Raw genomic sequence first — 15227 nt, forward strand, 5'->3', positions numbered from 1 at the left:
ATTTTTGTTCTCAAATGAGCCCTCTCCGCCTTTTGCTGCTGTGCAGCACGGTCATTGCCGCTGCCGTGATGGAGCTGATTGACACCAGCATAGTGAACGTGGCGCTGTCGCACATGAGCGGCAACCTGGGCGCCACGCTGGCCGACACCTCGTGGGTCATCACGTCCTACGCCATTGCCAACATCATTATCATTCCGATTACCAGCTTTTTAGCGGCACGTTTTGGGCGGCGGCGCTACTTCATCGGGTCGATAGTTCTATTCACCGTGGCCTCGGCGCTGTGCGGCACAGCCGGCAATATCTGGACGCTGGTGGCCTTTCGCTTCGTGCAGGGCCTGGGCGGCGGAGCCTTGCTGTCCACCTCGCAGACCATTGTGTTCGAAGCGTTTCCGCCGGCTAAGCGCGGGGTGGCGAGTGCCCTGTTCGGCATCGGCGTATTTACCGGGCCCACCATTGGGCCCACGCTGGGCGGCTACATTCTGGACGTAAGCACCTGGCACTGGATATTTCTGGTGAATGTGCCCATCGGTATGCTGGTCACCGTTGCGTCCTTTTTTCTGGTGAAAGAGCCGGCCCTGCAGGTGGCCCGCAACACCTTGCGCATGGATTGGCTGGGCCTGTTTTTCCTGATTGTAGGCGTGGGCGCGCTGCAGGTGGTGCTGGAGCGCGGCCAGGAGGAAGACTGGTTTCAAACAACTTACATTGTGCAGCTGAGCGTGGCCGCGGCGGTAGGCCTCGTGGCGTTCATCTGGTGGGAACTGACCACCGAATTTCCCATTGTGAACCTGCGCGTGCTCAAAAGCCGCACGCTGGCCGTGGCCGCCATCCTCACGTTTGTGACGGGCGCGGGGCTGTTTACGTCGGTGTATCTCACGCCCGTTTTTGCCCAGCGCCTGCTGCATTTCCCGGTGCTCGATACCGGCTTACTGCTATTGCCGGGCGCGGTGCTGGCCATTTTCTGCCTGATGCTGACGGCGCGGGCTCTGCAAAAAGGCGTGCCTATTCCGGTGGTCGTCACGCTGGGATTTTTGCTGTTTTTCGCCTTCAGCTGGCGCATGGCTTTGCTGAATGGCACGGCGGGCAAGGGCGATTTTTACCTGCCCCTGATTTTGCGCGGCGCGGGCCTGGCCTTGCTCACGGTGCCGCTCACGGCGCTGGCCGTATCGGGCCTGGCCCTCAAGGACATTGCGCAGGGCGCAGCCCTCAACAACATGATGCGCCAGCTGGGCGGCTCTTTCGGCATTGCCATCGTCAACACCTACCTGGCCACCCAGTTTGCCGTGCACCGGCAGGCGCTCGTGACGCACCTCACCACCGGCGACCTGGGCGTGGCCCAGCGCCTGGCCGCCGGGGCGCAGCTGGTGGCAGTGCGCCTCGGCCAACCCATGCTGGAAGCGCAGCACCGCGCCTACCAGCTGCTCGATGCGACCGTGAATCAGCAGGCCGGCATTATGAGCTACAACGACGCTTTTCTGCTGGTGGGCTGCTTTTTCCTGGCCGCCATGCCGCTGCTGCTTTTGGTGGTGAAGCGGAAAGCTGGTAGCGCGCCGGTACAGGTGAGTTTGTCGGACCATTAGAGCATTTTCGGGGTCGCTGTATAGTAGCGCGAACTGTGTAGTTCGCGCCGCCACGCCGTTTGACCTTCTTTAACGGAGCAGGTACGCGAACGACAAAGTTCGCGCTACTACTGCCGCTGCTTCGGACTGTACACTGATACCGAAACCGCTCTAGAAAGGCACGAATGCAACGAAAAGGAACAGTCCTGCTGAGCGCAGTCGAAGCATCTCTACCTCGATAGTAATTCAGTCGATTCAACGAAGCGGTAGAGATGCTTCGACTGCGCTCAGCAGGACGGCCACACGGACCATCAGAAAACTAAACGGCCCAATTTCTCCACTAAATTCCCCTTCCAATATGCCTGCGTACAAACGGGTAGTTATCACGGGCGTGGGTGCCCTCACGCCCATCGGCAACGACGCGGCCAGCTTCGGGCGGGCGCTGCGGGCGGGCGTGAGCGGCGCCGCGCCCATCACCCACTTCGATGCGTCGAAATTCAAAACCCGCTTCGCCTGCGAGCTGAAGGGCTTTGACCCGCTCAACTTCCTTGACCGCCAGGAGGTGCGCAAATACGATGCCTTCACGCAATATGCGCTGGTGGCAGCCGACGAGGCCATCGGCCACGCGCAACTCGATTTTGCGACGCTGGACCGCAACCGTATCGGCGTTATCTGGGGTTCGGGCGTGGGCGGGCTGGGCACCTTGCAGGAGCAGATAACCGAGTTTGCCCACGGCGACGGGACGCCGCGCTTCAACCCATTTATGGGCGCGAAGATGATTATCGACATCGCGGCCGGGCTTATTTCCATCAAGTACGGGTTGCGGGGGCTGAATTTCGCCACGGTTTCGGCCTGCGCCACGTCCACCACGGCGCTGATTGACGCCTTCAACTACATCCGTTGGGGCAAGGCCGACGTGCTGATTTCGGGCGGCTCCGAAGCGGCCATCAACGAAACGGGCATTGGCAGCTACAACGCGCTGCGGGCCCTTTCGACCCGCAACGACGACCCGGCCACCGCCTCCCGGCCCTTCGATGTAGCCCGCGACGGCTTCGTGGTGGGCGAAGGCGCCGGGGCGCTGATTCTGGAAGAATACGAGCACGCCCTCCGGCGCGGGGCCCCTATCCTGGCCGAAGTGGTGGGCGGCGGCATGGCGGCCGACGCCTACCACCTCACCGGCACCCACCCCGAGGGCGAGGGCGCCTACCTGAGCATGCTGGCCGCGCTGGACGATGCCGGCCTGCACGCCGCCCAGATTGACTACCTCAACGCCCACGCCACCTCCACCGGCCTGGGCGATGCCAGCGAATTGAAGGCCATCGGGCGGGTGTTTGGGCCGGCACCGCAGCTGCACATCAGCGCCACCAAAAGCATGACCGGGCACCTGCTGGGCGCCGCCGGCGCTGTAGAAGCTATTGCCTGCGTGCAGGCCGTGCAGCACGGTGTGGTGCCGCCCACCATCAACACCACCCAGCCCGACCCGGAAATCGCGGGCCGGCTTCAGCTCACGCTGGGCCAGCCCGCTTATCGGCCCATTGAGTACGCCATGAGCAATTCCTTCGGCTTCGGCGGCCACACGGCCACGCTGATTGTGAAGAAGTTTTCCGAGTGATTTGACGAACAGTCATGCAGAAGAACAGTCATGCAGAGCGCAGCGAAGCATCTCGCGTGCTGAAGCAATCCGGTCGTTTTAGCGCCACTAATTACTACCCCAAGCTCGATGCTTCGCTGCGCTCTGCATGACGGACAAACTGTTCAATCGAAACTAACAACCCAACCAAAACGGCTGCGCCGGCAGCCGTCTGCAAGCCCGGCATTTTTCACCAATTCCAGTTTTTCAACATTATGAACATCACCAACCAAACCGTCCTCGTCACGGGTGGCGGTTCCGGCATCGGCCTGGCCATTGCCAAAACGCTCGCCGAAAAAGGCAGCCGCGTCATCATCGTGGGCCGCAACGAAGCCAAGCTGCAAGCGGCGGCCAGTCAACTGCCCGGCGTCACGGCCCTGGCGGCCGATATCAACAGCGAAGCCGATGTGGCCCGCTTGGTGCAGCAAGTGCAAGCCGATTTCAGCGACTTGAGCGTGCTCGTCAACAACGCCGGCCAGGCCTCGGCCTACGAACTTACCGCTGGGGCCAACGCCTTCGAGAAAGCCAGCGCCGAAATCGCCACCAACTACCTGGCCATGATTCGGCTAACCGAACTGTTGCTGCCCACGCTGAGTGCGCAGCCGGAAGCGGCCATCGTCAACGTGTCGTCCATCGTAGCTTATGCGCCGAGCGCCAACATTTCCACGTATTCGGCCAGCAAGGCGGCCGTGCATTCCTACACGCAGTCGTTGCGCCACACGCTGGCCAAGACCACCTCTATCCGCGTCTTTGAGCTGATGCCACCCCTGGTGGACACCGAGTTTTCGTCCGAAATCGGTGGGGCGGCTGGCATCCCACCGCAGCAAGTGGCCGATGAGTTGCTGGCCGGACTGGCGCAGGACGAATACGAAATCCGCGTGGGCGACACGGCTGGCTTTTATGAGTTCAGCCGCACTTCGCCAGCCGAGGCATTTGCCACGATGAACGGCTGATTTTCCGTTGTTGATTACAGCTTCTGCAGCTCGAATTCCGGTTCGGGCTGCATTTTTTCTATTCGGCCAGGCCCCCCGTTGATTGGCCTAACGCTGGGCGCCCGGGTCGGCATTGAAACGGTAGCTGAGCATTGCGCTCAGGCTCCAGGGGGTATAGGCGTAAGTCGTTTGAAGGAAACCACTTGGCGCACGGTATGCCAGCGCAAAGGTATCATCCTGGTAGATGCGGCCCAGCAAGGTGAAGGCGAAACGCTGACGGCTCAGGCCGGCTTCCAGGTAGGGCAGGCCGGTGCTGTGAAACTCATAAATAAAGCCGGCCTGGTCGGCGCCGAGGCTTAGGGCGCTGAAACCGTCCCAGAAAGAGTTGAACTCGTAGCCCACGCCTGCCAGCAAGCGCACCTGAGAACCAACCGGCAAAAAGCCCCGCAGGCCCACTTGCATCGCGACCAAGGTGCCGTGCCATTCGTAGGTGCCGGTCAGGTTGTTGGCGGCAATGGCCACCGGCTGGCGCTGCCCAAACCGGGAAACCATTACCGCCGAGTGCAGCGCCAGCCGCCGCCGGCCATTCACGACGTCGGCGTAGAGGCCAAGCTGGGGATGAAACTGCGCATCGGGGTTGGCGTTGTCGAGCACGGCGTTGGTTTGGCCCTGGCCATCAAAACGCAGGGAATTGAACCGTAAGCCAGCCAGCACGCCCAGTTGCACGGCGACGGGAGGCTGCGGCGCCTTGCCCCGGACGGCAATTTCCCGTCCGGCTTGCCGGGCCTCCGAACAATGCAGGTTATAAGCCTGCACGAGGCCGGTGAGGGATTGGGCAGTGAAATCGGTTTTAGCAAGCCGATGGGTCACGGCTTCGCAATCACCGAAATAGCGCAGCAGCTGGCTCTTGAAATCGTTGCCGTCGGCGATGCGGGTGGCGCCGTCTTTGTTCACCAGGTAGTTGCGGGCGGCCAGCTCAAGGTAAGGCTGGCCGGCACGCTGCACGAAGAAATGCCTGGTGCCGTTGAGGGTGAGGCTCCGCAGCGATGCCGGGCCAAGGAGCAGCACATCGGCGAGAACCGATTCGGGCTGCTGCCGGCGCACCACGCTGTAGGACAGGAGGTCGACCTTCGTTTCAGCGGCCCGGTCGAGGGGCAGGGTTTCGCGCCGAAGTAGCCGGCCCGAAGTCAGGTACAGGCTTTCAATAAACTCGCCGGAGTAGGTGGCCAACGGCGCGGCAGCCGTGGTCCGGAACCTAACGGTGACGGGAGGTTCTTCCCAAAAATCATTCTCAACCTCGCCGCGCAACGTATCGCCGCGTTGCAGCACCAAATAACCAGGCTCAAAAGACTGACAATGTGCGTCCTGAACACAAAGCGCCAGGAGGGACGCAAGGAGCGTTTTCCGCATAGTTTGGAGAAGGCAAGTGGAAAAGTGAAGGCACGGCGAAGGTAGCTGCCTGCACTATTTTCCGGTACTTGGCTAAAACAAATCGTCCTTCGCGGGGGCGATGTAAGGCTGGGGCTTGCTGTCGGTGGGCGGCAGGCCGAAGTAAAAATAAAGCGTGCGCTTGATGGGCGTGCCGCTGAGGTGATTGGGCTCGCTATTCGGGCCGAGGTGCTCGGGGTGGTTGTCGATGTTGAGCCCCAGCTTGGTGCCGATGGGCGGGATGCCATCGAGGAAGGAAATATCGCCGGTGGGCAGGCCGGGCTGAGGCTTCACGCCCGAAAGGCCGTAGAAGTTGAAGCGCCGCACGAACAAGCCGGGGTCGGGGCTGGCGACGAGGAAGGCGCCTTCCACGGTGTTAAATTCCATCCAGGCGATGTCGGCGAAGTAGCCCTTGAACTCGGGGTAAATCCAGGGCGCTGCTGCCGTTTGGGTGTTGTTGTTGGCGTTTTCCCACACGTTGAGCGTGGTGCCGGCCAGGCGGTTTTTCCAGGCGCGGTACGGGCCCTGGCCCAGCCACTTGGCCCCGATGACGAAGTTTTCGGGGTAGCTGAAGCTGAGGCCGGTGAAGGCGTGGTCGCCGGTTAGGGCGTACTCGTAATCCATTTGCAGCCAGCCGGTGGCGTGCATTTTCCAGCGCACCGTTTTCAGGTTGCCGGTGTAGCTGGCTTCGATAACTTCGCCGTCGGGCTCGGCGCGGTGCGTGAGGCCGGTGAAGGCGGCGGTGCCGGCCACCAGCACGGGGCCGTTGGTGAAGCTGAGCTTGTCGCCGTTGTTGCCCTTCACGCCGCTGATGCGGCCGTTGGTTTTGTTGAAGGTGACCGAAATGCCGCTGGCCGTGAGGCTGAGCGTAGTGTCGGTTTCGGCCACCTGCACGGCGGGCTTGTCCTTGGCCTGGAGCGCCAGCACACCGTCGAGGAGGCGGGGGTTGCCGCCGGTTTTCCAGGTCCATTTATACACGAGGTTCTTCTGCGGGTCGAAGGCGGAGAGGACCAGCGCGTCGTAGTTCCTCCAGTCTTTGGGCAGCTCCAGGTTCAGCTTGCCGGTGGCCAGCGGGGCCAGATTCGGGCTTTTGAAACGGCTTTTCTTGCCCGGCAGGCTGCCCGCAAACGGGTCGCTCGGCTTGCGGAAATTCACCAGCTCCCACTGAAAAAAGCACTGGTTGAGGTTGGTAAAATGGTAGCGGTTTTCGACTTCTATCTTCCCGTCAAACTTGGCCGGCAACTCTTTCAGCGTGATGTGCACGGGCGAGAAAATCTCGCGGATGGCGAAGAAGCTGCCCTCCTTTTCGCGGTGCGGGCCCAGCAGGCCGTCGGGCGCGTTCACGCCGTTCACGTCGATGATGTTGTGCTGGTCGGTGCGCACGATGCCCTCGTCCACCATCGCCCACAGGAAGCCGCCGCCCGAGCGTTGGGCCTTCCAGTGCAGTTCCCACATATCGGCCAGGCCGGCACCTCCTCCCCCATCGTCCTGGCTGTGCAGGAATTCAGTGGGCATGTAGATGAGCGAGTCGGCGAGAATTTTCTGGGTGCTGTAGTAGTCCTCGTAATGGTTGCAGTCGATGCCGCTCACGGCGTTGCCGGGACGGTGATGCGGATGAATGACGGGCCGCCGGGTAAGGTCGTACTGATAGAAAATGGCGTCCAGCTCCTTGTTGGTGCCGCCCTCGTTGCCGTTGTCCCAGAAGATGATGCTGGGGTGGTTCTGGTCTTTCTGCACCATCGAGCGCACCAGTGGCGTGCCGGCTTTGGTGCTGTAGAATTTCTGCCAGCCGGCCAGCTCGTCGAGCACATAGAGGCCCAGCGAATCGCAGAGGTGCAGGAATTCGGCATCGGGCGGGTAGTGCGACATGCGGACGGCGTTCATGTTCATCTCCTTCAGCAGCTTCACGTCCTGGAGGTGGATGCTGTCGTTGAGCGTCCGGCCGGTTTCGGGCCACCAGCTGTGGCGGTTGGTACCCTTCATTTTCACCTGCGTGCCGTTCACATAAATGCCCTTGCCACGCCGCACCTCAATGGTGCGGAAGCCGAAGGTTTCGGTGGTTTGGTACTGGGTTTCGGAGCCGTTGCGCAGCGTGAGGCGGGCGCGGTAGAGGCTGGGCGTTTCGGCCGTCCACTGGCGCGGGTTTTTGATAGTGGCAGTTAGGCGGGCCACAGTATCACCAGCGACAACAGTGGTGCTGGCAGTGAGTACAGTTTGGCCGGTTTGGTCGAGAATATCGGCTTGCAGTTGGGCGGTTTGCTGCACGTTACGCACGTTGGCGCGGAGAGTGAAGCTGCCGTTGGCGCGGGCGTCGATGGCCACGTTTTCGGCGTACTGCTGCGGGTAGGATTGCAGGTAAACCGGCCGGAAAATCCCGCCGAACACCCAGTAGTCGGCCAGCCGCTCGGCGTTGTTCACGCTGGCATCAGCCGACATCTTGCTCACTTTCACTTCGAGCAAATTGGCCTCCCCAAACTTCAGCTTGTCGGTGATGTCGTATTTAAACCGGTAGAATGCGCCCTGGTGCACGGCCCCGGCCACCTGCCCGTTCACCTTCACCTCCGTATCCGTCATCGAGCCTTCAAACACGATTTCGACGCGCCGCCCGCGCCAGGCGGCGGGCACCGTGAACGAGTGTTTATACAGCCCCTGCTCATCGGCGAAGCGGAAATTTTTGCCGTAGGTTTTGTAGTCGCGGCCGTAGTTGTAGAGGCCGAAGCCCTGCTGCTCCCAGCACGAGGGCACGGCAATGGTGGTCCAATAGCCGCTTTTGCGCCCGCCGGTGCAGTAGAAATCCCACTTCACCGTGGGGTGGTTATCGCGGCCCGAGAGATACTGGATTTGCTTCTGGGTGGCGGGGGTTTGGGCGCGGATGGGCTGAGTCGGCAGCAGGGCCAGGAGTAAGAAGCAGAGGTATTTCATAGGCGGTTTTGAATTCTATCAAAACGTCATGCGGAGCGCAGCCGAAGCATCTCTACTGCATCAGTATAATAATTACTTGTGCGGTAGAGATGCTTCGGCTGCGCTCCGCATGACGTTCATTTTTTTATGAACAGTCGTTAGTAATGCGTGTGGTTGACCACGCTGTTTCTCAGATATTCCCGGTCTTTCTTCAAATCCTTGCCGCTGTGCGCGGCACTGCGGCTGCCGAAAACACTCAGCCGCCCCTGGTTCAGCGTAATGACTTCCTCTGCGCCGCGCCCCGTGAAATCGAACATGTGGAAGACGGTATCCGGAAAATACAGCTCGCCGGTGCCGGCGTCGTTCAGTCGAAACTTGTGCCAGAACAGCCAGGTGGCGCCGTCGCCGCGCCAGTTGCCGCGCACGAAATCGGGGTTGCCGTTGATGGGGTTGCCGGGCCACTTCTTCACCAGGTTGCCGCTTTTGTCGAACCAATAGAGCTGGCTGGACAGGCCGGGCTCGTCGGTACCCTTGGTGCCGTAGGTGCGGCCCCCGATGACGACCTGCGGGCCGGACACACCTTTCAGGAAATTGCCCACCGCCAGCTGCTGGCTGTGCTCGGCGGTGTTTTGCCAGATGATTTTGCCGCTCATGCCGTCGTAGATGAACACGCCGGTTTCGCTGTTGGCGGTGGCGATGTCGAGCTTGCCGTCGCCGTTCATGTCGATGAATTTGTAGCTGTCGGCGTGGTCGTGGTTGTCGGGCAGCAGGTCGAAGCGGTTCCAGATTTCCTGGCCGTTTTTGTCGAGCAGCAGCGAGCCAACCAGCACCTCATCAAGGCCGTCGGCGTTCAAATCAACGGGGTAGATGTAGTGGCCGAGGTTGTCTTTTTTGCGGTGTTCGGTGTGCTGCCAGAGTTGCTTGAGGTCGGCCGCGTAGGCCGTCACGTTCTGGGTGCCGCCCATGTCGGTGTAGGCCACCAGGTCGTTGGCCGGGCCGGCGTGCAGGTGGGCGATGGCCAGCCGGAAGTTGTTGTAGACGTGCGGCAGCGGCTGGGTGGGCCAGGCCGTTTTGCGCAGGATTTTGCCGGTGCGGCCATCGGCCACTACCAGCCACTCCTGCCCCTCAATGAAGCGCCAGTGCACCACTTCGGCGCGGCCGTTGTGGTCGAAATCCCAGAGCACGCCGGGCGCTTCGAATTCGGAACGCTCTTTCACGTATTCCGTCGGCGCTTTGTAGGCCCACAGCTCCTTGCCGGAATTGTCAAAAACGTGGGCCGAAAAGTCCGGTTCCAGCACCATGAAATCGGTTTTGCCGTCGCCGTCCACGTCGCCAAATTTTACGGCATTTGAATTGGGAATGGCGTATTGCTTCAGCAGCTGCACGTCGTCCGGCAGTTGGTAGGGCCGCACATCTTCTTCCTTCAAGCTGGCGTTTTTGCTCAGCACCAGCACGTCCACGGCCGCGCCCATTTCAATGCGCGTGAGCTTCACATACGCCGGGCCGGCGGGCAGCTCAAACGTGCCCCCGGCCTGCCAGCCCAGCGGGCCGTGCCCAAACGTGGCGGCCGTCACCTGGTCGTTGATGGCGACTTTGAAGCTGGTATTTTTCTCGCCCTGGCTGCGCACGAATAGCGTGTAGGTGCCCGCTTCCGGCACCTGCACGCGCACCTGCATGTTGGTTTTGGATTTTAATACCAGCGCCGTGTTGTTGAAAATCCAGGGCGCGTGCAAGGCGTTCGCATCGGCAATGACGACGCCTTTGGGAATTTCCTGAATAAAATCCGAAGCCGGGATGATGACGGTGCCCGGCAGCGGGGCGGGCCGGGCGGCGGGCGGGGTTTGGGCGCCGGCGCATGGGCCGAGCAAGCCGCGCAGCAGCACGGCCAGAGCAACAAGCTTCTTCATGAATGGAGGGGGCACCGGGCGTGCCAGCGGGCGAGGGTGGGAATTGGCGCCGCCCCTCTACCAGACCCAAGCGAGGGACGCGCCGGGCCCCGAAGGAACCATGCCCTCCCGCCGCAAGCCTCCTGTACCTTCCTGCCAGCGCCCGGGCCGCTTTCCTGCACGCCGCGGAGCACTGGCCTATGCCAGCACGTCGGCGTATTCGTCGTGGTGCCGCTTCACAAAGCCCGCCATGAAGGTGCAGCTGGTTTTCACTTTCAGCTGTTCCTGGCGGGCAAAGGCCAGGGCAGTGCGGGCCAGCTCATCGGCCACGCCCTGGCCGCGCAGGGCTTTGTCGACGTAGGTGTGGGTGAAATCGATGAGGCCGGGCGCGGGGCGTGCATAAGCCAGCTCGGCGTCGTGGCCGTCGCGGGTGGTGGTGAATTCCTGGTTTTCGGTATCGTGATGAACGGGCATAGCAATGAAGGTCAATGACTAAGGAATGCGAATAGGCCGAGGCAGTCGCGCAGGTGAACGGCGGCGCCCGGTTTGCGTACAGTGAAGGTAGAAAGACGGGCCCGACCCGTTTGGTTTTCCACTCTTCACTACTTTCCCAATGGATACGCAAAACACCCCCGCTCCGTCGACCGACGATGCTCGTCCCCTTGACCAGCAAGAGCGGGCCGCCGCTGCCCGCCCCAATTCCAACGACCCGGCCGTGAACGCCAGCAGCCCTACTTACGGCGAGTTTGGCGGGGTGCCCGCCTCGGCTCCTTTAGCTGCTCATCACGCGGCGGCGCCCACCAACGCCGCCCCCGGCCGCAGCGGGGCCAACGACAATCCCGACGAATTCAGTGAATTCCGTGACCGTGAAAAAGAAGCGCGCAACGCCCCCGACAACCCCGAAGACCAGCCCGGCCACGTAGAGCAGAACCAGGCGCCCGACGCCGTCCGGGCCGCGCAGCACGCCGACACCGACGAGCAGCGGGCCGCCTGGTCGAAGGATGACCCGCGCTACGCCGGGGGCGGCACGCACAACACCCGCGAAGAGCCCGCCGACGCCCAATACCCGGCCTCTGACGAATAGGCGGAATCTACTTTTCATTTCATTACCCATCCCCCACTTCATGTCACCTGACAACCCCAACCCTTACGACGAGCAGTCGAACAGCGAAGACGGTGCTTCCACACCCATGCTCGACGCGGCTACGCACGGCCAGCAGCTCGACGACAACAACGCTTCCGGCCAGGAAAAAGCCGACGAAATGGACGATTCGCTCCGTTCGGATATCCAGGCCATGACCAAGCCGGGCCCCGCCCCTGCTTCGGACGAAAACCTGCCCCGCGAGCTCACCGACCCCAGCGACCGCGCCTTCACCCTGCCCGAGGAGCAGAGCTAGACGCTTCACTTAATGATAGGACTTACGCAGTTGAAGCCCCAGCGGGGCGGCATATTGGTAGTAAGTTATTCATTATGCAATGGCAAAGCCCCGGCGGGGCGACACTCGCCAAGCACTCAACCGAGTGTCGCCCCGCCGGGGCTTTCTACCCAACATCAGCCAGTTATTATCGATATGGCGCCCCGCTGGGGCTTCAACTGCGTAAGTCCTAAATGAATAAGTTGTTCAAGGAGTTGGTTCCGCTCGGTCCGACGGCGTAGGCGTCCGACCGGTGGCCGCCCGAACGAGGCACCAATGACCGTTGACCGACGACCGGTCGGACGCCTACGCCGTCGGACCGGTCCTGAACAGCTTCGAAGAATGAGGAGTGAGGAATGAAGAATTGTCGTTACGATAATTCTTCATTCCTCACTCCTCATTCTTCATTAAGCCGAAGGCGCTACCAGCGCCAGCCCAGCTGCGTGCCTCCGTACCAGTTGCGGCCCGGCGCGGGCTGAAAATAGCGGCCGCCAAAAGCGTTCAGGTCGTTGCCGAGACTGTAGCTGCGGTCGATTGCGTTGTCGAGGCCCGCGTAGATATTGGCTTCCAACTGACGCCAGCGGCGCTGCCAGCCGCCTCGCGCCCCAAACACCCAGTAGCCGGCGGCTTCCTCCGTATTGGCATCGTTGAGCACTACCCGGGCCTGGTGGCCGAGGTTGGGGGCGAGGTAGAAGCCGTGCGTATCGCTAAAATCCAGCCCGGCGCTGAGCGTGTGGGGCGTGGTGCCGGTGAGGCGGTTGCCGCTGAGGTCGGCCCCGCCGCTGGGGTAGCTGCCGAAGCGGAAATCGTTGTAGGCATAGCTGGCCCAGGCGCGCAGGCCGGTGGGCTGGGCGTCGGTGGCAAGACCAGGTGTGGATACGGGCGCCGCCTGCCACAGCCAACCACTCAGGGCCGCTTCGAGCCCGCGCTGGTGCGTGCTGCCGGTGTTGCGGAATATCACAATGCCTTGGTCGGTGCTGCTGCTGACGATGGTTTGGCGCAGCTCAAAATCAAACACGTTCAGCTCGTAGCGCAGCCGGTTGTCGAAGAAATTGCCGCGCGTGCCCACTTCGTAGCTGGTGCCCCGCTCGGCCTGCAGGGCGCCGTTGAGGCGGCCGTCGGAGGTGCGAATTTCGTCGGTCGTGGGGGGCGAAAAGCCCGTGCTCACGCTGGCGTAAGCCGATAAGCTGGGGCTTATTTCCTTCAGCAAGGCCACGCGCGGGGATATTTCGGGCCGGAAACTGCGGGCAAACTCGTAGCCGGTGGGGTTGGTTGCGGCACCACTCACCCGCGCAATGCGGTAGCGCAGGCGGTTGTAGCTCGCGGCCACGGTCAGCAGGAAATTGGCGGGCAATTCGTAGTCGGCCTGCGCGAAGGCAAATCCGGTAGTGGTCGAAATTTCGTCGTTGTAGCGCAGCACCCCTGGCGTGCCGCCGTTGTTCTGGTAGCTGCGCCCGTCGGTAAAGCTGGCCTGAAACTCGCCGCCGGTTTGCAGCCGCAGCACCCGGCCGGCCAGCGTGGTACGGTAGCGCAGGGCCGTGCGCCCGCCCGTGCCCACCGCCGTGTTCCGCTCATAATCGACCAAGTACGGCGTCCGAATAGCCGTGCCGCTGCCATAAAGCGTAGTTTGCAGTTCCATCTTCTCCGTGAACCGATACTCATGGGTGAGCCCAAGCAAGCCGGTTTGCGAGGCATAAAATGCCTGCTGGGCCACGGTGCCGGGGGCCGTGGCCGTGCCCGGCCGCGCCTGCCGGGGGTCGGCCAGAAATTGAGCGCGGGTGAGGCCGCCGGGCAGCTGGTAATTTATGTCGGTGTAGAGCAAATGGGCCGCCAGCGTGGTTTTGGGCGAAGCCACGGTCCGGACATCCAGCGCCAAAACGTCGCGCCGCAGGCTGCTCTGCTGGCGGTATCCATCCAACTCCTGGTGGGCATACTGCGCCCGCACGCTGGTATTCAGGCTGCCCGTTTCGGCCGTGATGGTGTTGCGACGCAGGCCGAAGCTGCCCACCGTGGCGCCCACGGCCACGCGGCTACTACCGGCCGCCACCGTCGGCGTGCCAAACAGCGCCACGCCGCCCGTGCCCGCGCCGTACACGCTGCCGGCCGGCCCTTTCAGCACCTCCAGCCGCCCAATGATGGCGGGGTCGAGCAGGTTGAGCGGGGTGCTGCCGCCGGCTTCGGTGAACGGAATGCCGTTGTAATACACCTTCACGTTGCGCACTCCAAACGGCGAGCGCAGCGTGCTGCCCCGGATGCTGAGCCGGTAGCTGGCTGTGGCGCGCTCTTCGAGCCGCACGCCGGGCAGCGTGTTCACGGCCTGGGTGAGGGCGGCGGGGCTGAACTGCTGAATGGTGCGGGCATCGAGCACGCCCACGGCCGCGGCAGTGTGGCGCAGCGGCAGGCGCTGGCCGTAGCCGGTCACGGTGGCTTCGGGCAGGGCTACGGTGTGGGTAGTATCGGGCAGGGTTTGGGTTTGGGCACGGCTGCCGAGCGAAGCGAGCAGCAATGCCGCGGGCAATAGGGAGCGTATGGTCATGCTGAAAAACGGGGTTAGTTGGTCCCGAACCGACAGGCAGGCGCAATGTTGGCGGTGCCGACCCATGCGGTATTTGGTGGCATCTTGCCGCATGAAATTTTGCTTCTTTATTGGAATGATGGCGGCCTGCCTGGCAGCCCGGCCAGCGGCCGCGCAACAGGTTAACCGCATCGACGACTTCAACCGCATTGGCTGGTTTGTATACGAGGGTGACCATCAGTTGGGCCCGCGCCTGACCATTCACACCGAGTACCAGGTCCGCCGCACAGGCTTCGTCACCGATTGGCAGCAGTCGCTGCTGCGGGGCGGCGTGGGCTATCAGGTGCTGCCCCGGCTCAAGCTGGGCGGCGGCTACACCTACCTCACCACCCACCCCTACGGCACCCACCCCGTGGCCGACGCCGGCACCTACCCCGAGCAGCGCTTCTACGAAGACGTATCGCTCAGCGACACGCTGGGCCGGTTCGGGCTGGTGCACCGCGTGCGGCTGGAGCAGCGCTACATTGGCGTGCCCGGCGCCAGCGGCAGCCTGGGCAATTCGGCCGTGTGGCAGCGCCAGAACCGCATTCGCTACCAGCTGGCCGTGGAAGTTCCGCTGCAAGGCTCCGTGGTGGACAACGGCGAATGGTATTTCACGGCTTTCGACGAGGTCTTCCTCAACTTCGGCCGCGACATCACCACCAACGTGTTCAACCAGAACCGGGTGGGCGCCGGCATCGGCTACCAGTTCCAGGACAATTTCCGCGTCGAGCTACAGGTACTCAACCAGATACTTCAGCACTACGACCCCGACCCGGCCACCAAATTCCCGGTATATGAGTTCAACAACGGCTTCCGGCTGGCGGTGTCGTATGATTTGACGCTGATGAAATAAGCGGCCAGTCGAGCCGTTGGGAGTAGCGAGAACTGTGTAGTTCGCGTCCCCGCGCCGTTTAAACGAAAT

11 protein-coding genes are annotated in these 15227 nt (G+C 62.3%); 6 read left to right on the plus strand and 5 right to left on the minus strand.

Features of this window, described 5'->3' with window-relative positions; translation table 11 throughout:
- Window positions 1-14: 14 nt before the first annotated feature.
- The 3 genes from JKL48_RS06220 to JKL48_RS06230 all read left to right on the plus strand — a co-directional run bounded on the left by JKL48_RS06220 (window position 15) and on the right by JKL48_RS06230 (window position 4139).
- Entirely contained in the window at window positions 15-1577 is a 1563-nt protein-coding gene (locus JKL48_RS06220; protein ID WP_201980049.1) for a DHA2 family efflux MFS transporter permease subunit, read from the plus strand.
- 337 nt (window positions 1578-1914) lie between these two features.
- Window positions 1915-3168 carry a beta-ketoacyl-ACP synthase II gene (fabF, locus tag JKL48_RS06225; RefSeq protein ID WP_201980051.1) on the plus strand — a complete coding sequence of 418 codons (1254 nt, stop codon included), beginning with the start codon at window positions 1915-1917 and terminating at the stop codon, window positions 3166-3168.
- 233 nt (window positions 3169-3401) lie between these two features.
- Window positions 3402-4139, plus strand: coding sequence for an SDR family oxidoreductase (locus JKL48_RS06230; protein ID WP_201980052.1), 738 nt, complete (start codon window positions 3402-3404; stop codon window positions 4137-4139).
- 87 nt (window positions 4140-4226) lie between these two features.
- On the opposite strand, the gene JKL48_RS06235 is transcribed toward JKL48_RS06230, so the two are convergent.
- The 4 genes from JKL48_RS06235 to JKL48_RS06250 form a co-directional block, all read right to left on the minus strand.
- The gene (locus tag JKL48_RS06235) at window positions 4227-5450 is read right to left on the minus strand and encodes a hypothetical protein (protein WP_201980054.1); all 1224 of its coding nucleotides are present in this window, start codon (window positions 5448-5450) and stop codon (window positions 4227-4229) included.
- A gap of 150 nt (window positions 5451-5600) precedes the next feature.
- Window positions 5601-8468, minus strand: a complete 2868-nt coding sequence (locus JKL48_RS06240) for a glycoside hydrolase family 2 protein (RefSeq protein ID WP_201980065.1) — start codon at window positions 8466-8468, stop codon at window positions 5601-5603.
- A 137-nt stretch (window positions 8469-8605) separates the two neighbouring features.
- Window positions 8606-10354: a hypothetical protein gene (locus JKL48_RS06245; protein ID WP_201980066.1), complete on the minus strand. Its 1749-nt coding sequence runs from the start codon at window positions 10352-10354 to the stop codon at window positions 8606-8608.
- A 177-nt stretch (window positions 10355-10531) separates the two neighbouring features.
- On the minus strand, window positions 10532-10807 hold the full coding sequence (locus tag JKL48_RS06250) for a GNAT family N-acetyltransferase (protein WP_201980067.1): 276 nt from the start codon (window positions 10805-10807) through the stop codon (window positions 10532-10534).
- Window positions 10808-10946: 139 nt separating this feature from the next.
- Here JKL48_RS06250 and JKL48_RS06255 point away from each other — a divergent pair, with 139 nt between their 5' ends.
- The gene (locus tag JKL48_RS06255; protein WP_201980068.1) at window positions 10947-11417 is read left to right on the plus strand and encodes a hypothetical protein; all 471 of its coding nucleotides are present in this window, start codon (window positions 10947-10949) and stop codon (window positions 11415-11417) included.
- A 40-nt stretch (window positions 11418-11457) separates the two neighbouring features.
- Window positions 11458-11730: a hypothetical protein gene (locus JKL48_RS06260; protein WP_201980069.1), complete on the plus strand. Its 273-nt coding sequence runs from the start codon at window positions 11458-11460 to the stop codon at window positions 11728-11730.
- A 439-nt stretch (window positions 11731-12169) separates the two neighbouring features.
- Here JKL48_RS06260 and JKL48_RS06265 read toward each other — a convergent pair whose 3' ends face one another.
- Window positions 12170-14284: a TonB-dependent receptor family protein gene (locus JKL48_RS06265; protein WP_201980071.1), complete on the minus strand. Its 2115-nt coding sequence runs from the start codon at window positions 14282-14284 to the stop codon at window positions 12170-12172.
- 91 nt (window positions 14285-14375) lie between these two features.
- Here JKL48_RS06265 and JKL48_RS06270 point away from each other — a divergent pair, with 91 nt between their 5' ends.
- Window positions 14376-15158, plus strand: coding sequence for a DUF2490 domain-containing protein (locus tag JKL48_RS06270; protein ID WP_236668645.1), 783 nt, complete (start codon window positions 14376-14378; stop codon window positions 15156-15158).
- Window positions 15159-15227 lie beyond the last annotated feature (69 nt).

Origin of the sequence: Hymenobacter rubidus, assembly GCF_016734815.1 — a bacterium.
Taxonomy (GTDB): domain Bacteria; phylum Bacteroidota; class Bacteroidia; order Cytophagales; family Hymenobacteraceae; genus Hymenobacter; species Hymenobacter rubidus.